At 62.7% G+C, this 15,547-nt stretch carries 14 protein-coding genes; 12 read left to right on the top strand and 2 right to left on the bottom strand.

Translation table 11 applies throughout. The annotated features are described in order from the left end of the window. Positions 1-185: 185 nt before the first annotated feature. A complete protein-coding gene (locus tag ACFVTG_RS17370) occupies positions 186-1,184 on the bottom strand; it encodes a polyprenyl synthetase family protein (protein WP_390282188.1) in 999 nt (332 codons plus the stop codon). Positions 1,185-1,273: 89 nt separating this feature from the next. Continuing rightward, positions 1,274-1,546, bottom strand: coding sequence for a hypothetical protein (locus tag ACFVTG_RS17365; RefSeq protein ID WP_350225126.1), 273 nt, complete (start codon positions 1,544-1,546; stop codon positions 1,274-1,276). Here ACFVTG_RS17365 and ACFVTG_RS17360 point away from each other — a divergent pair. The 12 genes from ACFVTG_RS17360 to ftsW all read left to right on the top strand — a co-directional run bounded on the left by ACFVTG_RS17360 (position 1,524) and on the right by ftsW (position 15,547). Next, positions 1,524-1,790, top strand: a complete 267-nt coding sequence (locus ACFVTG_RS17360) for a hypothetical protein (RefSeq protein ID WP_350225127.1) — start codon at positions 1,524-1,526, stop codon at positions 1,788-1,790. The two genes, ACFVTG_RS17365 and ACFVTG_RS17360, sit on opposite strands and share 23 nt — an antisense overlap. Before the next feature lie 182 nt (positions 1,791-1,972). After that, on the top strand, positions 1,973-3,175 hold the full coding sequence (gene dinB, locus ACFVTG_RS17355; protein ID WP_390282187.1) for a DNA polymerase IV: 1,203 nt from the start codon (positions 1,973-1,975) through the stop codon (positions 3,173-3,175). A gap of 234 nt (positions 3,176-3,409) precedes the next feature. Beyond that, positions 3,410-3,772 (top strand): DUF3040 domain-containing protein, encoded by a 363-nt coding sequence (locus ACFVTG_RS17350; protein WP_284751759.1) that lies wholly within the window; start codon positions 3,410-3,412, stop codon positions 3,770-3,772. Between the two features lie 381 nt (positions 3,773-4,153). After that, positions 4,154-4,585 carry a division/cell wall cluster transcriptional repressor MraZ gene (mraZ, locus tag ACFVTG_RS17345; RefSeq protein ID WP_059389147.1) on the top strand — a complete coding sequence of 144 codons (432 nt, stop codon included), beginning with the start codon at positions 4,154-4,156 and terminating at the stop codon, positions 4,583-4,585. A gap of 178 nt (positions 4,586-4,763) precedes the next feature. Further along, positions 4,764-5,762 carry a 16S rRNA (cytosine(1402)-N(4))-methyltransferase RsmH gene (gene rsmH / locus ACFVTG_RS17340; protein WP_284751760.1) on the top strand — a complete coding sequence of 333 codons (999 nt, stop codon included), beginning with the start codon at positions 4,764-4,766 and terminating at the stop codon, positions 5,760-5,762. Continuing rightward, positions 5,759-6,424, top strand: coding sequence for a hypothetical protein (locus ACFVTG_RS17335; protein WP_390282151.1), 666 nt, complete (start codon positions 5,759-5,761; stop codon positions 6,422-6,424). The genes rsmH and ACFVTG_RS17335 overlap by 4 nt, the downstream gene beginning before the upstream one ends. A 55-nt stretch (positions 6,425-6,479) precedes the next feature. After that, entirely contained in the window at positions 6,480-8,276 is a 1,797-nt protein-coding gene (locus tag ACFVTG_RS17330; RefSeq protein WP_284751762.1) for a penicillin-binding protein 2, read from the top strand. A 140-nt stretch (positions 8,277-8,416) separates the two neighbouring features. Then, on the top strand, positions 8,417-10,054 hold the full coding sequence (locus ACFVTG_RS17325) for a UDP-N-acetylmuramoyl-L-alanyl-D-glutamate--2,6-diaminopimelate ligase (RefSeq protein ID WP_390282149.1): 1,638 nt from the start codon (positions 8,417-8,419) through the stop codon (positions 10,052-10,054). 6 nt (positions 10,055-10,060) lie between these two features. Then, entirely contained in the window at positions 10,061-11,551 is a 1,491-nt protein-coding gene (gene murF / locus ACFVTG_RS17320; protein ID WP_284751763.1) for a UDP-N-acetylmuramoyl-tripeptide--D-alanyl-D-alanine ligase, read from the top strand. Then, complete coding sequence (mraY, locus tag ACFVTG_RS17315) at positions 11,548-12,657, top strand: phospho-N-acetylmuramoyl-pentapeptide-transferase (RefSeq protein WP_269996805.1); 1,110 nt, start codon at positions 11,548-11,550, stop codon at positions 12,655-12,657. The genes murF and mraY overlap by 4 nt, the downstream gene beginning before the upstream one ends. Then, on the top strand, positions 12,639-14,240 hold the full coding sequence (murD, locus tag ACFVTG_RS17310; protein ID WP_390282148.1) for a UDP-N-acetylmuramoyl-L-alanine--D-glutamate ligase: 1,602 nt from the start codon (positions 12,639-12,641) through the stop codon (positions 14,238-14,240). The genes mraY and murD overlap by 19 nt, the downstream gene beginning before the upstream one ends. A gap of 2 nt (positions 14,241-14,242) precedes the next feature. Continuing rightward, entirely contained in the window at positions 14,243-15,547 is a 1,305-nt protein-coding gene (gene ftsW / locus ACFVTG_RS17305; RefSeq protein ID WP_390282147.1) for a putative lipid II flippase FtsW, read from the top strand.

Here is a 15,547-nt window from a genome sequence, read left to right as displayed (position 1 = left end):
GGCTGCGTGCCCGCCCTCCACCCTATCCCCCCACTGCCCCATCACCCTCTTCTCTGCGCCGCCCCCCCGCCCCCCCCCCCCGCCGCCCCCCCCCCCCCCCCCCCCCCCACCACTGTATTTAAGGGGTATGCATCCAGAAGGCCTTTAACCTGGATAACCTGGATAACCTGGATTTACGCAAAGGTTCACGCTGCCCGGCTGACTGCGGCTTCGGCCAACTGCCTGAGTGCGGTAAGCGGAAGTTCGGCCAGGGGGAGGCGATCCAGGGCCTCGAAAGCCTCGTTACTGAGCTCCTCGATCATTGATTCCGTGGCTTCGAGGGCGCCGCAATCCACGATGATCCGCCTGATCTCGGCAACCTCGGCCTCACCAAGGTCCTGCCTTCCGAGCATGGTATCGATGTAGCTCGAATCAGCAGCTCCGGCCTGGTTGATCGCGAAGCCCACCAGCACGGTGCGCTTGCCCTCGCGGAGGTCATCCCCCGCGGGCTTTCCTGTAGTCCCGGGGTCTCCGAACACTCCCAGGACGTCGTCGCGTAGCTGGAATGCTTCACCAAGCGGCAACGCGAAGGCGGAATAGCCTCGCAGAAGCTCTTCGCTGGCCCCAGCCAACGCGCCCCCAAGAGCCAAGGGGTGTTCAGTCGAGTACTTCGCCGATTTGAAACGGATGATGGACTGGGCGCGGTGGACGGCACCTGCGCGGTCCCGCACCGGACCTGCGACTTCCTCCAGGATGTCCAGGTATTGACCGGCCATGACTTCGGCGCGCATCAGGTTGAAGATCCGCCGCGCACGGGTGCCGGAGGCGGCCCTGCCACCAATCTCCGTGAACGCCTCTTCACTGAAGGACAGGCACAGGTCTCCGGTCAGGATGGCGGCCGCGTGCCCGAAGCGCTCGCTGTCGAGGGCCCATCCTTCGCCCTCATGGAGCTGGCTGAACCTCTTGTGGACGCTGGGACCGCCGCGCCGCGTATCAGAGCGGTCGATGATGTCATCGTGAATCAGGGCTGCAGCCTGAAAAAGTTCCAAAGCGCAGCCCGCAGTGATGATGTCGGGATGTGCGGACTCACCTCCGGCACCTCTCCATCCCCAGTAGCACATCAAGGCCCGGAGCCGTTTGCCGCCTGTCACAAGGCTCGTGATTGAGCCCATGAGGGGGGCGACATCGGGAGAGATGGTGGCCATGGTTTCTTGTTGCGCCCCAAGGAAGCCGCTAAGTTTGGCGGCGACATCGGCCACAAAACGGCTCTGTTCCGAACCGAGGCTATCCGCGGTCACTTGATTGACCCGGCGGCCACGTTGGCACCGATGGTGAACGTGGATTTGCCTGCCGTTTCCACCACTGAGATATTCACCGTTTCATTGTCGCCACGGAGGAAATCCTTTGATTTGATACTTCCCACGGTGTTTCCGGGAACTTCCTTAAAGCCCTGCGCCGTGAGCGCGGAAGTATAAAAGGCCACGACTGCGTCGACCGGAGACGCAATGGTGCCGACCAGGGCCACCGACGCCGGGGAGGAGTTCTTGTCGAAACTGCTGGATTCCACCGCTGCCTTGGGCATCAACGGAATCAATTGCTGCGGGAATCCCGGAACCAGGGCGCCGACCGCCGCCGAAGCTCCTGCGGCCCCCGTGGAAGTGGCAGCCGGCGCCGGACTCGCCGAGGCAGTGACCGCCCCGGACGACGATGTTGGCCCCGCCCCTTGGGATGCCGTGCTTGCAGGGGACGACCCGCAAGCCGAGATGGTCAACGCGACGCCCGTGGCCAACAGGGCCAGGCTGACGGGTTGAGGCTTTCCAAAGAGCTTCACAGGGATTTCCTCCTGGGGACGACGCCGGATGCTGCCTCCAGTTTAGGACGCCGGATGCGGCCTCCCGTAACCAGTGCCGCGGCATAGGATTTCCTTGTGAGACCACAAGCAGAGGACAACGGGCGGGGCCCCGGACAAGAATTCGCCCCGGATCCCGCTGCCCTGCGGGAACTGAGGCGAACCAGCATCCTCCACGTAGACATGGATGCCTTCTTTGTCTCCGTGGAACTGCGCACGCGGCCTGAACTCAAGGGGAAGCCCGTCATTGTGGGGTTTCCGGTGGATCGCTCAGTTGTGCTGTCCGCATCCTACGAAGCGCGCGCGTTGGGCGTGAAGTCTGCCATGCCCATGGCCAACGCCATGCGGATGTGCCCCAACGCGATCATCATCGAGCCCCGCCACACCCTTTATTACGAGGTGTCCCGGCAGCTGATGGGAATATTCGAATCGATAACGGACCTCGTGGAGCCGTTGAGCGTCGACGAGGCTTTCCTGGACGTCGGCGGCGCGATCAGGAGGCTTGGTCCGCCTCTCCAGATCGGCCATTTGATCCGGAGCCGCGTTGCGTCCGAGCTGGGAATCACTGCGTCCGTGGGGATAGCCGCCAACAAGTTCGTTGCCAAAATAGCTTCTACACGCTGCAAACCCGACGGACTGCTCCTGATTGAGGCGGGGCAGACCGTAGCCTACTTGCACAGCCTGCCCGTGAACGCCTTGTGGGGAGTCGGGGCCAAGACCGCCGATGTCCTCGCCAGGCTGGGGATCCGTACCGTCGCTGATGTTGCGGCCACGCCGCTTTCTTCCTTGAAAAAGGTCCTTGGAGCTTCGGGCGAGCACGTCCACCGATTGTCGCTGGGCCTGGATCCGCGGCCGGTCACGCCTACCCGCCTCGAAAAGAGCATTGGCTCCGAGGAAACGTTCGCAGTTGACACTCCGGATGACGCGCTCCTGCACCGCGAGTTGCTGAGGCTCTCCCACCGAACCGCTTCACGGCTGCGGACAGCCGGAATGGTAGCCCGGACCATCGCGCTGAAGCTGCGCTATGCGGATTTTTCGACAATCAGCCGCAGCAAGACAATGCATACGCCGGTGGACAGCGCCCAGCTGATCTATCAGGTGGCGAGCCAGTTGCTGGCGTCCTTGGGGGAGCGGCCGATGAGCGTGCGGCTTGTGGGAGTCCGCGCCGAGCAGCTTGAGCCGGCCGAGCATGCCTCGCTGCAGTTAAGCCTGGATCGCAGGGACGACAACTGGCGGGCCGCCGAGCAGGCGCTTGACCGAGTCACCGAGCGATTCGGCAGCAAGACTGTCCTTCCGGCAACGCTTCTGGAGCCGCATCCGGAGCCCGATGGGCAGGGCTCTCCCTAGGCGTCGAAGTGCGCTCGCGCGCCTCCGGAGTGTCTTTCAGAACAGCGGCCAACAAACTATCCTAGAGATACACAGATTTAGACCGTCTGGATAAATTGCCATGTTGCGTCTGTTCCGTGAGACCGTGTTCACAAGACACGGTCTTCGGGAACCCTTTTTTGGGTTCGTCCGTTCAAGGAACAAGAGGCAACGGCCGCGGCGTATCCAGACGCTGGCCGACTAAAGGAGGTCGCGATGCCCCTCTCGGAGCACGAACAGAAGCTCCTCGAGCAACTCGAGAAGCAACTGCATGAGGACGATCCAAAGTTTGCCAATTCAATGGGCTCTGACCCCATTCGCTCATGGTCGACCAGGCACATCGTTATTGGCGTTCTAGGCACTATCGCCGGGATTCTCTTGTTGTTGGTAGGTGTGTCCTTGCAGAACATCTTCCTTGGCGTGCTGGGCTTCATCGTCATGGGCGCCGGCGTTTACTTCGCCACCCTGAGAAGGGCAGTCGGCGGCAAGTCGAAGAGCGCCAAGCCGGGCAAGGCAAGGAACTCATTCATGAGCAACCTCGAGGAACGCTGGGACGAGCGTCGCCGCGGCGAGGAGTAGCTGAGCGCTCCATTGAGGGGCTCGTCCTCCACGTGGATGCCGAGTCCTCCACATTGCACCACCAGGCTCTGGCCTGATTGCGAAAAGACCCGAATATCGGGTCTTTTCGCATTTAACGCCACGTTCGCCGCACCTCGCGAGCCTGCGGGCACGACTCAGGGCCGCCGTCGTGCGCATCCCCGCAGCGCCGCCGCAAAGTCTCCTCCACCGCCAACCACCCTTGAGATCCACGTGTTTTCAGGCTGCCGCATTCGAAAGTGGGGCGGAAACACGCCGGATTGCGTTGACTGTGGGGGCTTGTGGAGTAAAGTGGAGCGAGTAAGAGGGTAGTGGCGGCGTGGGGCAGGTACGGGCACCTTTACGGATGGGGGCGGTGGGCCAGTGTTTCTTGGCACGCATTCTCCCCGTCTGGACGAAAAGGGCCGGATCATCCTTCCCGCCAAGTTCCGCGAGGAACTTGCTGACGGCTTGGTGCTCACAAGGGGCCAGGAGCGTTGCATCTACGTCTTCAGCCAGCGGGAATTCGAACGTATTCACGAGTCCATGCGGGAGGCCCCCATTTCCTCCAAGCAGTCACGTGACTACATCCGGGTTTTCCTGTCCGGAGCCTCTGACGAGGTACCTGACAAGCAGGGGCGCGTGACGATTCCGCCGGCGCTCCGGAGCTACGCAGGTCTTGAGCGGGAATTGGCGGTCATCGGCGCCGGAACCCGTGCTGAGATCTGGGATGCCCAGGCTTGGGATGAGTACCTGGCCGAGAAGGAAGCCGCCTTCTCGGAGACCGACGACGACAACCTTCCCGGGTTCATTTAGAAACCGGGACAGGAAGCATCAATGCTTCTTGGACGGGATCTCCAGCCGCCCATCACATTGTTTTCCTGGCTCACCTTCCCCGGAGCCAGGCAGACGCTGCGATAGGCGCGGATGGGGATCCGGCTCAAGAAGCGACCCGCCCGACTGACCGACGAACAATCAGCTCTGAGGAGGCCGCATGGAGGAGCAAGACGCGCCAAAACCAACCTCGGAGCGACATGTACCGGTCCTGAAGGACCGGTGCATCAATTTGTTGGCACCAGGTTTTGAGGCGGCCCGCAGCCGTGGCGAAACCCCCGTCGTCATCGACGCCACGTTGGGAATGGGCGGCCACTCCGAAGCGATGCTGCAACGGTTCCCCGATCTGCACCTTGTCGGGATAGACCGGGATGAAGAGGCACTCGCCCTCGCCGGAGCGCGCCTGCAACCGTTCTCTGCCCGCACGGACCTCGTACATGCCGTCTATGACGAGATAGAAGATGTCCTCGCGGACCTTGGTATCCCCGAGGTGCACGGGATCCTCATGGACCTGGGCGTGTCTTCCCTTCAACTGGACGAGCGGGAGCGCGGTTTTGCCTACTCCTACGACGCTCCACTGGACATGCGGATGGACACCAGCCGCGGCCAGACTGCCGCTGACGTAGTCAACAACTATTCCGAAGAAGACCTGGTGCGGATTATCCGCAAGTGGGGCGAAGAGAAGTTTGCCGGCAGGATCGCAAACCGCATCGTCACGGCGAGGGCCGCCAAGCCGTTCGCCACCACCGGTGAACTCGTCGAGCAGATCCGCGGCGTTGTTCCTGCGGCGGCTGCAAAGTCCGGCGGGCATCCGGCAAAGCGGACTTTCCAGGCCTTGCGGATTGAAGTCAACGAGGAACTCGACGTCCTTGAGAGGGCAGTGCCTGCCGCTCTCTCGGCCTCGGCAATGGGGGGACGGGTAGTGGTGATGTCGTACCACTCCCTCGAAGACAAAATCGTCAAGTCCGTCTTCCAGTCCCGCTCCAAGTCATCGGCCCCGCTCGGCTTCCCGGTGGAGCTGGAGGAACACAAGCCGGAATTCAAGACCTTGACCAAAGGCACGGAAGTGCCGACACCCGAAGAAATCGCCGAAAACCCGCGTGCGGCATCTGCCCGCCTGCGGGCCGTGGAACGCATCAAAGCGAGGAGAACAGCATGAGCACCGCTGCCGCGAAGATCCTGCCGACCACAGTGGGCAACACCGCGCGTGCCCTGCCCGCCCGGGGACCGGAGCGCGACGCGCCCCGCAAGGCGCGGACGCCGCTCTCGCTCGTGCAGAGTGTTCCAGGAAGACGACGGACTCCGTTCGTCGTCTTCTGCTTCGGCGTGCTGGCAGCCGCCTTGTTGACTGTCCTGGTCCTCAACATCTCCGTTTCCACGGCCCAGTACGACCTCGTCAAGCTCAGGAACGACGCTGCATCCCTGAACAAGCAGAACCAGGATCTGACACAGCAGGTCCAGAACTACCAAGCTCCCCAGAATCTGGCCGCCAAGGCCGCAGAATTGGGAATGGTAGCTTCCACTGCCACGGGCCAGATCGACCTGGACAACCTGACGGTCACAGGAAAAGCCACGCCGGCAACCAAGGGACAGAATCCCGGTGCCGTCATTGCTGCTCCTGCGGTTGCAGGCCAGTCGGGCGTCGTACCTCCTGCCCCTGCCAAGAATGATTCGCTGGACAGCCGCAAACCCAACGGGACCGCCGACTCCACACCGGCTAAACCGCAAGCGCCCGCGGTTCCGGCGGCACCCAAGGCGCCGGTTGTGGATCTCCATGGTGGTTCGGTCCCCGCTCCACAGCAGAAGGTACCGGGGCAGTAGCGTTCAGCCGACCTGATTTCAGGGTAAACAGCAAGGCAAGCAGCAAGGAATCGACGTGGTGCAGAAAACCGGCAAATCGAAGAACAAGAGAACGCCGGCGGCGAAGAAGCGCCTGCGCATCGGCCTCGCGATCATGTTGGCGCTGCTGTTGGTGGTAGGGGGCAAGTTGTTCCTGGTGCAAGGGCTTGACGTCGGAGGCCTGGCCGAGGCTGCCTACAACAACCGGCTGACAACCACCATCCTGCCTGCCGAACGCGGCAAGATCCTTGACTCGAACGGCACGGTGCTCGCCAGCAGCGTGATCCGTTACAACATTGTGGTGGACCAGACGGTCAACACAAACACTGATCAGTTTCCCCGTTTCAACTCCCAGACCCAGGCGATAGACACGATCTCCAGGTCCCAGGGGATATCAGAGCTTGCCAGTGCGCTGGGGATGGACGTCGGGCAGGTCACGCAGGCCGTGACCGGCGTGAAGAAGTACAACATAGTGGCCAAGGAAGTGAAGCCGGACGTCGAAGACAGGATATCCCAACTGCACATCCCTGGTGTGGTGTCGGAAGGCGTCAGCAAGCGGGTCTATCCCAATGGAAGCGTCGCCGGGGGAGTCATTGGCTTCCTCAAGGACGGCACCACAGGCCAGGCCGGCCTTGAGCAGACCCAGGACGATCTCCTGCGCGGCAAAGATGGCAAGCGCGTCTTTGAGATCGGCGCCGATGGCCTTCGCATTCCCGTGGCGACCGACCTGCTGACACCTGCCGTGAACGGCCAGGACGTCAAGCTGACCCTGAACACGGACATCCAGTACTTTGCGCAGCAGGCCATCCAGACCCAGGTCAACCAGCTCAATGCCGAGTGGGGATCAATCGTCGTCGAGGACATCAAGACCGGGAACCTCATTGCGATGGCGGACACGAACGCCCCGGATCCCAACGACCCCGGCAAGGTAGCGGCCGCGGACCGCGGCGTGCGGTCCGTGACGGCCGCCTATGAGCCTGGTTCGGTCGAGAAGATGATCACCGCGTCCGCTGCGATCAATGAAGGAAAGTCCAGCCCGCTGGACACGGTCACCATTCCACCTGCTTTGACCATCGACGGTCAGACGTTCACCGATGCGTTCGACCATGGAACCGAGCAGAGGACCCTTGCCGGCATCCTTGGCTATTCGATGAACACGGGTACCGTGATGATCGGCAGCCGCCTGAGCAAGCAACAGCGTTATGACTACCTCACCCGCTTCGGTATCGGCGAAGCTCCGGACATCGGCCTCCCTGCTGAAACCTCAGGCATCCTGGCCAAGCCCGATCAATGGGATGACCGCCAGCAGTACACCGTACTGTTCGGCCAAGGTGTTTCCCAGTCCACGCTGCAGACCGTCCGGGCCTACCAAAGCGTGGCCAACGACGGCGTGATGCTGCAACCGCGGCTGATTGACGGTTACGTCGGAGCCGACGGGGTCGAGAACAAAGTGCCTGCCAAGGATTCCCGCCAAGTCGTTTCCAAGGAAACGGCCCAACAGGTCCGGGACATCCTGGAGAGCAACGTCACAATGGGCGAAGTGAAAGATGCCGCCATCGATGGATACCGCGTGGGCGCCAAGACGGGCACCTCCCAGGCACCCCGTGAAGACGGGCTACCTGGCTTCGATGGCTACACCGCGTCCATTGTGGGTATGGCGCCCATGGAGAATCCGCGCTTCATCGTAGAGGTAGTCCTCCAGCGGCCCAAGGGCAGCATTTACGGCATCACCCAGGGGCCGATTTTCCGCTCGGTCATGGGCCAGGTCCTGCGCACCTACAACGTCCCGCCGTCCACCGGCACTCCGGCGCGGTTCCCCCAGTACGCCAAATAGGGCCAGTACGGCAAGTAGTCCAGTTTCGCCAAGTAAGCTTGTTGGGCATCTGTCCGGCCACATTACGATCCACCCATGCCGTTTGCGGGAGCCCCCGGGATCCCGCACGGCCAGTTTTACGAGCACCAACGGAGACCACCTTGTCAGAGCAGAATGATGCCGTATCGATCCCTACAGGGAACCCGCCGGCTACGGACAAACCCGGCTTCCGTCCAGCCGTCGTGGCGCCTGTTCCCCTTGAGGCCATCGCGTCCTCCCTCGGAATTGCGCTGCCCCTGGACTCCAGCGGTACGTCGGTGACCGGTGTATCCCTCAACTCGCGCACTGTCGAGCCGGGAGACTTGTACCTGGCCCTGCCCGGAGCCACACGGCACGGGGCCGACTTTGTCACCCAGGCGGTGGCGGCCGGTGCCGTGGCTGTCTTGAGCGATGAAGATGGCGCCCGCCAATTGGCACTTGAGGACCTTGCTGTTCCCGTGCTGATCGTCAGCAATCCCCGTGCCGCGGTCGGGACCCTCGCCGCCCTCATTTATCGAAGCCAACCCCTCGATGGGGTTTCGCCCACACTTTTCGGGGTAACCGGTACGAACGGTAAAACGACCACGACGTATTTCATCAACTCCCTCCTCCGTGCGCTGGGCAGGAATCCTGGCCTGATCGGGACGATCGAAATCCTTGCGGGGGCCGAGGCCATCCCGAGCCTGTTGACCACGCCGGAGTCAACGGATGTCCATGCCTTGCTCGCCCTCATGCGTGAACGTGGGCTTGACGCGGCTTCCATGGAGGTCTCCTCCCACGCCCTGTCCTTCCACAGGGTCGACTCGGTGACGTTCGATGTTGCCGGCTTCACCAACCTGACGCAGGACCACCTCGATCTCCACGGAAGCATGGACGAGTACTTCCGGACCAAGGCGGAACTCTTCACCAGCGCGCGCGCACAGCGCGCTGTAGTGACCGTCGACGACCGCTGGGGGCGCTTACTGGCCGACGAGGCGGGAATTCCCGTGACCACGCTGGCGACCACGCCGGGCAGCGACGCTGACTGGACAGTGGAGTCAGCCGAGCAACGCGGGCTTGGAACGGACTTCGAATTGCGCCACCGCGATGGAACAGTCCTACGCGTCCATACAGGATTACCGGGGGATTTCAACGTCGCCAACGCGGCCCTGGCCACCATTATGGTGCTCGACTCCGGCATCGAACCGCCGGCACTGCAGGCGGCGCTCGAGAGGCATGATCCCTTCACCGTTTCCGTACCGGGCCGGATGCAGCTGATCTCGGATGCCCCGGCTTCCGTTGTCGATTTCGCGCACAACCCGGACGCACTGGCGAGGGCTCTGAAGGCCGTACGCTCGCAAGCCCCCGGATCCCGAGTGATTGTCGTTTTCGGCGCCACTGGACAGCGTGACCAGGGCAAGAGGCCGACGATGGGCGCCATAGCCGCCCGGCTCGCCGACGTCGTGATTGTCAGCGACGACGATCCGCATGACGAAGACGCTGCGGCGATCCGTTCGGAAGTCATCGCCGGGGCCCGCGCCGTCCAGGAGTCAGAGGGCCTTGACTGCGAGATCGTGGAAGCGTACCCCCGGGACGTCGCCATCCGCCAAGCCGTGGAACTCGCCACTGAGAAGGACACCATCCTGATCGCCGGCCGAGGACACGAGGTCTGGCAGGAAGTGAAGGGCGTGAACCTTGCCCTCGATGACCGGGTGGAACTGCGGGCAGCCTTGACAGCCAGGGGATTCAAGGTTTCCACGGACGAGCGGATAGAGTCCTAGACCGAGATGATTGCACTTACTGCGGCGGAGATCGCCGATATTACCAATGGCCGATTGGCAGCGGACCCGGGCATCGTTCCGGTGTCCGTCGTTACCGATTCCCGTGAGGCGGCTGCCGGATCGTTGTACGTGGCCAAGCCAGGAGAGAACGCCGACGGCCATGCCTACGTGGGCGCCGCTTTTGAGCGCGGAGCCGTTCTGGCTCTGACCGAGCGCGACGTTTCCGACGACGACGGCCGGCCGTACCCCGCCGTCGTGGTCGATGACGCCGTGATCGCCATGGGTGCCTTGGCTGCAGAGTCCGTCCGCCGAATCCGCGCCGAACGTGCGGCAAAGGGGGAGCCCTTCACCGTCATCGGCATCACCGGCTCGGCGGGCAAGACCACTACCAAGGACCTGCTCGCGGGGATCCTTTCCCGGGCCGGGGCCACCGTGGCGCCGCAGGGTTCGTACAACGGTGAAGTCGGCGTGCCGCTCACAGTGTTCGGGGCCGATGCCGGCACCCGTTACCTCGTGATCGAAATGGGCGCCACCGGCGTCGGCCACATCAAATACCTCGCCGACATGGTCCAGCCGGACATCGGCGTCGTTCTTTGCGTAGGCACCGCCCACGCCGGCGAGTTCGGTGGCGTGGAGAACATAGCCAAGGCAAAAGGCGAACTCGTCGAGGCGCTGGGGGAGGACGGAACGGCCGTCATCAACCTCGACGACGCGCGGGTCGCGGCGATGGTCTCCCGCACCCGGGCCGAAGTGCTCGGAACCACCGCTACCGGCATTTCCGGCTCCGCGGTCGAAGCCAGGAACGCCGATATCGACGAAGACGGCCACCCGGAATTCGAGCTCGTCCTGCCCGACGGCGGGGTCCCCCTTCCCGTCCACAGCAAGCTCATCGGTGCCCACCACATCACCAACCTGCTTGCTGCTGCGGCCGCAGCGTTCGCGGCAGGACTCCCTGCGGCCGAGATCGCCGCCTCGCTGAGCGAGCAGTCGCCGGCCAGCCGGTGGCGAATGGAACGCACGGAGCGGGCAGACGGCGTCACCATCATCAACGACGCGTACAACGCGAATCCGGAATCCATGCGTGCAGCCTTGCGAACCCTCGCCGACCTCGGCCAGGGACGCCGCACCTGGGCGGTGCTGGGAGCGATGCTGGAACTTGGCGAAGATTCCATCCGCGAACACACGGCGGTGGGGACGCAAGTGGTCCGCTTGAACATTTCCCGGCTCGTTGTGGTTGGCCGCGAAGCCCGGGCGCTGTACATTTCCGCGATCCAGGAAGGGTCCTGGGGCGACGAATGCAGTTTCACCGAAACGGCTGACGAGGCTTACGAACTGCTGCAGGCCGAGCTCGAACCAGGCGACCTGGTGCTTTTCAAGTCCTCAAACGGGGTCGGCCTAAGGCATTTGGGGGATCGGATAGCATTACCCCCACAGGCCGGGACAAGTGCGAACACTGCGGCTGCAACTGCCGCCAATGAAGGGAACGAGCTGCTGTGATTGCACTGTTGATCGGCGCGGGCGTTGCCCTCCTGGTGGCTCTGATCGGAACGCCACTGTTCATCCGGTTCCTTGTCACCAAGGGATACGGCCAGTTCATCCGCGACGACGGACCCACGTCCCACCACACCAAGCGCGGTACCCCCACCATGGGCGGGACAGTCGTGGTGGCTGCCGTGCTCATCAGTTATGGGTTGACCCACCTGATCATGTGGATGATGAACCCACGATCACCGGGCCCGTCAGCTTCGGGCCTGCTCTTGTTGTTCCTGATGGTCGGCATGGGATTCGTTGGTTTCCTCGACGATTTCATCAAGATTTCCAAGCAGCGCAGCCTCGGACTCAACGCCAAGGCCAAGCTGATCCTTCAAGCATTCGTCGGCATTGTCTTCGCAGTGCTGGTCTTGAACTTCCCTGACGCGGAGGGGATCACCCCGGCCTCCACGCATATTTCCCTTGTGCGGGACATCCCCTGGCTGAACCTGGCCTTCGGAGGCACCGTCCTTGGAGCCATCCTGTTTGTCATCTGGTCGAACCTGATCGTCACTGCGGCAACCAACGGCGTCAACCTCACGGACGGACTGGACGGCCTTGCCGCGGGTGCCTCCATCATGGTCTTCGGCGCTTACACACTCATGGGAATCTGGCAGAACAACCAGGCCTGCGGTTCGCCCCGCGAGGCGGGCAGCGGCTGCTATTCGGTCCGTGACCCGCTCGATCTGGCGCTCCTGGCGGCTATTTGCAGTGCCGCGCTGGTGGGCTTCCTCTGGTGGAACACGTCTCCGGCGAAGATCTTCATGGGAGATACCGGTTCCCTCGCTATCGGCGGCGCGGTGGCCGGCTTTGCGATCCTCTCCCGCACCGAGCTTCTTTTGGGCATCATCGGCGGTCTTTTCGTCCTGATTACACTGTCGGTCATCATCCAGGTGGGCTACTTCAAGGTCACCAAGGGCAAACGTGTCTTCAAGATGGCCCCCCTTCAGCATCATTTCGAACTCAAGGGCTGGGCCGAGATCACGGTGGTTGTCCGATTCTGGATTCTTTGTGGCCTGTTCGTGGCAGCAGGCCTTGGGATTTTCTATGCTGAATGGGTGGTGCTGCTGTGAGCGCAAGTCCTCAAACCAAGCCTTCGTCCAATGACCGGCTCAAGGACCTCGTCAGTTGGGATTCCGACTGGAAGGGCCTTCGCGTCGTCGTGACCGGCATCGGAGTCTCCGGTTTCGCGGCCGCCGATACCTTGATCGAACTCGGCGCACGCGTGGTGGTTGTTGACGCTGCCACGAGCGCCAAAGCCCTCGCCCAGGCGGACACCTTGAAGATCGTGGGCGCAGCCGACGTCCTGCTCGGCCAGGACGCCGTCAAGACCCTGCCCCGTGTGGACGGTGAAAAACCCGAACTCGTGGTCACGTCGCCGGGCTGGCGGCCGGACCAATCCCTCCTGGCAGCCGCCAAACGGGCCCACGTCCCGGTGTGGGGCGACGTCGAACTCGCTTGGCGGGTGCGCGAACGCAAGGGCCGCAAGACGGCGGACTGGCTCACGATCACAGGTACCAACGGCAAGACCACCACGGTGGGCATGACCGAAGCAATGCTGCAGGCGGCGGGGCTCAAGGCAATCGCCGTGGGGAATGTAGGCACTCCGATCCTGGATGCACTCCGTGATCCGGTTGAGTACGACGCTTTCGCGGTTGAGCTGTCCAGCTTCCAGTTGCACTGGATCGAATCCCTCTCCCCGGTGGCCAGCGTCTGCCTCAACGTCGCCGAGGACCACGTTGACTGGCATGGCTCTTACGAGTCCTACCTCGCGGACAAGGCAAAGATCTTCGAGAACACCCAGAAGGCATGCATCTACAACGCTGAGCAGATCGAGACCGAACGCATGGTGGAAAATGCCGACGTGGTCGAGGGGTGCAGGGCTATAGGTTTCACCACCTTGACCCCGGCTGTCAGCATGCTCGGCGTCGTCGAGGGGTTGCTCGTGGACCGTGCGTTCATTGAGGAACGCAAGAGTTCGGCAGAGGAACTTGCCTCCCTGGCCGATTTGGGCACTGCCGCGCCGCGACACATGGTTGCCAACGCCCTGGCTGCTGCCGCCCTGGTGCGCGCCTACGGCGTCGAATCGTCCGCCGTGCGTGAGGGCCTCAGGAACTATCTCCCGGGAGACCACCGCATCCAACCCGTGGCCAAGCAGAACGGCGTACTCTGGGTCAACGACTCCAAAGCGACCAATCCGCACGCTGCTTCCGCAGCCCTGTCGGCGTTCGACAAGGTCGTCTGGATTGCAGGCGGTTTGTCCAAGGGCGTCAACTATGACGATTTGGTCAAAAGCAACGCGCACAGGCTCAAGGCGGTAGTGCTGATCGGAACAGACACCGCGGACCTGGAAGCCTCCCTCAAGCGACACGCAGCGGATGTGCCCGTAATCGGGCAGCCCAAGGGCGACACTGAAATGGTGCAGTCCGCCGATTCAGCTGGTACCGCCGCGGAACCGTCTCCGATCTTCGGCGACACCGTGATGGCCCACGCTGTCGCATCGGCAGCAAGTATCGCCGAGCCCGGCGATACCGTGCTGATGGCCCCGGCGGCTGCCTCCATGGACCAGTTCTCTTCCTACGCTCACCGTGGCGATGCTTTCATCCGGGCAGTGCGCGAGCTTGTGGAAGGCCAGGCACAGACCACCGAGGAGTAACAATGGTCAGCACGCCCACGCGCAGCGGGCCCGGGCGGACCCGGGCCGGCAAGGCAGCCCCCGCCGGACGCGCGGCAGGCGTTGCTCGAGCCTCGCTGCCGTCGCGGATACGTTCCGGGATGGCTGGTTTCTGGTCAACGCTTGAGGGAAGCGGCAAATCAAGAAACGGGTCTACGTACTACCTGATTCTCGGCGCATCGCTTGCGCTCACGGCCATCGGGATCATCATGGTCCTCTCGGCATCCAGTGTTGAGGCGATTGCGGCTGGAGAATCCCCGTACTCGATCGCCACCAAGCAAGGAATGTTCGCCGGCATCGGCATCGTTGCGATGCTGGTGCTTTCACGGGTCAACGTCCTTTGGCTTAAGAGATTCGCGTGGCCCTCGATCATTCTCGCCGGTGCCTTGTTGGTGCTGGTCCTGGTGATCGGCAAGCGTGTGCTGGGCAACCAGAACTGGATCGAGATCGGTGGCTTCACCTTCCAGCCATCGGAGTACGCCAAGTTCGCCTTGGTGCTCTGGATGGCAACGGTCCTTTCCGTGAAGGCAAAGCTTCTCGACAAGTGGACCCATGCGCTCATCCCCATCGTTCCGGTCTCGGGCGCCATCATTGCCTTGATTGTCCTGGGACATGACCTTGGAACCTCGTTGGTGGTCATGTTGATCATGGCGGCCGGCTTGTTTTTCGGCGGCGTCAACCTGAAGCTCTTCGCTGCTGCAGGAGGCGTTGCGGCGGCCGCGGCGCTGATACTGGCAGTTACCAGCGGAAACAGGATGTGCCGGATCACCTCGTGGATGGGGCAGAGCTGCGCAGGGGCCAGCGACATCGGGTTCCAGAGCGAACAGGGACTCAGCGCCCTTGCCTCGGGAAGTTGGTTTGGTGTTGGCCTTGGCCAGAGCCGGCAAAAATACCAATGGATTCCCGAAGCCCACAACGACTTCATCTTCGCTGTCATCGGGGAGGAACTCGGCCTCGTGGGGACCATCGTGGTCTTGGTGCTCTTTGCGTTGCTCGCCGTTGCGATCTACCGGGTGGTCAGCCACCAGGAAGACTTGTTCGCCCGCGTGCTCGGCGGCTCGATCATGGCGTGGATGCTCGGACAGGCCGCGATCAACATGGCGATGGTGGCCGGCCTGCTTCCCGTGATCGGCGTTCCGCTTCCTTTCATTTCCTATGGCGGTTCAGCGTTGGTGATGTCGCTATGCGGCGTGGGCGTAGTGTTGTCTTTGGCCCGCGCCCAAATGGCTCCTGCCGGCCGTTCCAAGCCGCGCTGGCGACTTGCGAAAACTGCACGAAAGCGTACATAG

The organism is Arthrobacter sp. NPDC058127, from assembly GCF_042884555.1.
In the GTDB taxonomy this organism is placed as follows: Bacteria; Actinomycetota; Actinomycetes; order Actinomycetales; family Micrococcaceae; genus Arthrobacter.
This window is presented reverse-complemented; position numbering and strand designations above follow the sequence as displayed.

What these genes read in the sequence shown, in the direction of transcription:
- ACFVTG_RS17370 (WP_390282188.1), bottom strand. Translation starts at nt 1,184, where the DNA reads ATGGCCACCATCTCTCCCGATGTCGCCCCCCTCATGGGCTCAATCACG.
- ACFVTG_RS17350 (WP_284751759.1), top strand. Translation starts at nt 3,410, where the DNA reads ATGCCCCTCTCGGAGCACGAACAGAAGCTCCTCGAGCAACTCGAGAAG.
- rsmH (WP_284751760.1), top strand. Translation starts at nt 4,764, where the DNA reads ATGGAGGAGCAAGACGCGCCAAAACCAACCTCGGAGCGACATGTACCG.
- ACFVTG_RS17335 (WP_390282151.1), top strand. Translation starts at nt 5,759, where the DNA reads ATGAGCACCGCTGCCGCGAAGATCCTGCCGACCACAGTGGGCAACACC.
- murF (WP_284751763.1), top strand. Translation starts at nt 10,061, where the DNA reads ATGATTGCACTTACTGCGGCGGAGATCGCCGATATTACCAATGGCCGA.
- murD (WP_390282148.1), top strand. Translation starts at nt 12,639, where the DNA reads ATGGGTGGTGCTGCTGTGAGCGCAAGTCCTCAAACCAAGCCTTCGTCC.
- ftsW (WP_390282147.1), top strand. Translation starts at nt 14,243, where the DNA reads ATGGTCAGCACGCCCACGCGCAGCGGGCCCGGGCGGACCCGGGCCGGC.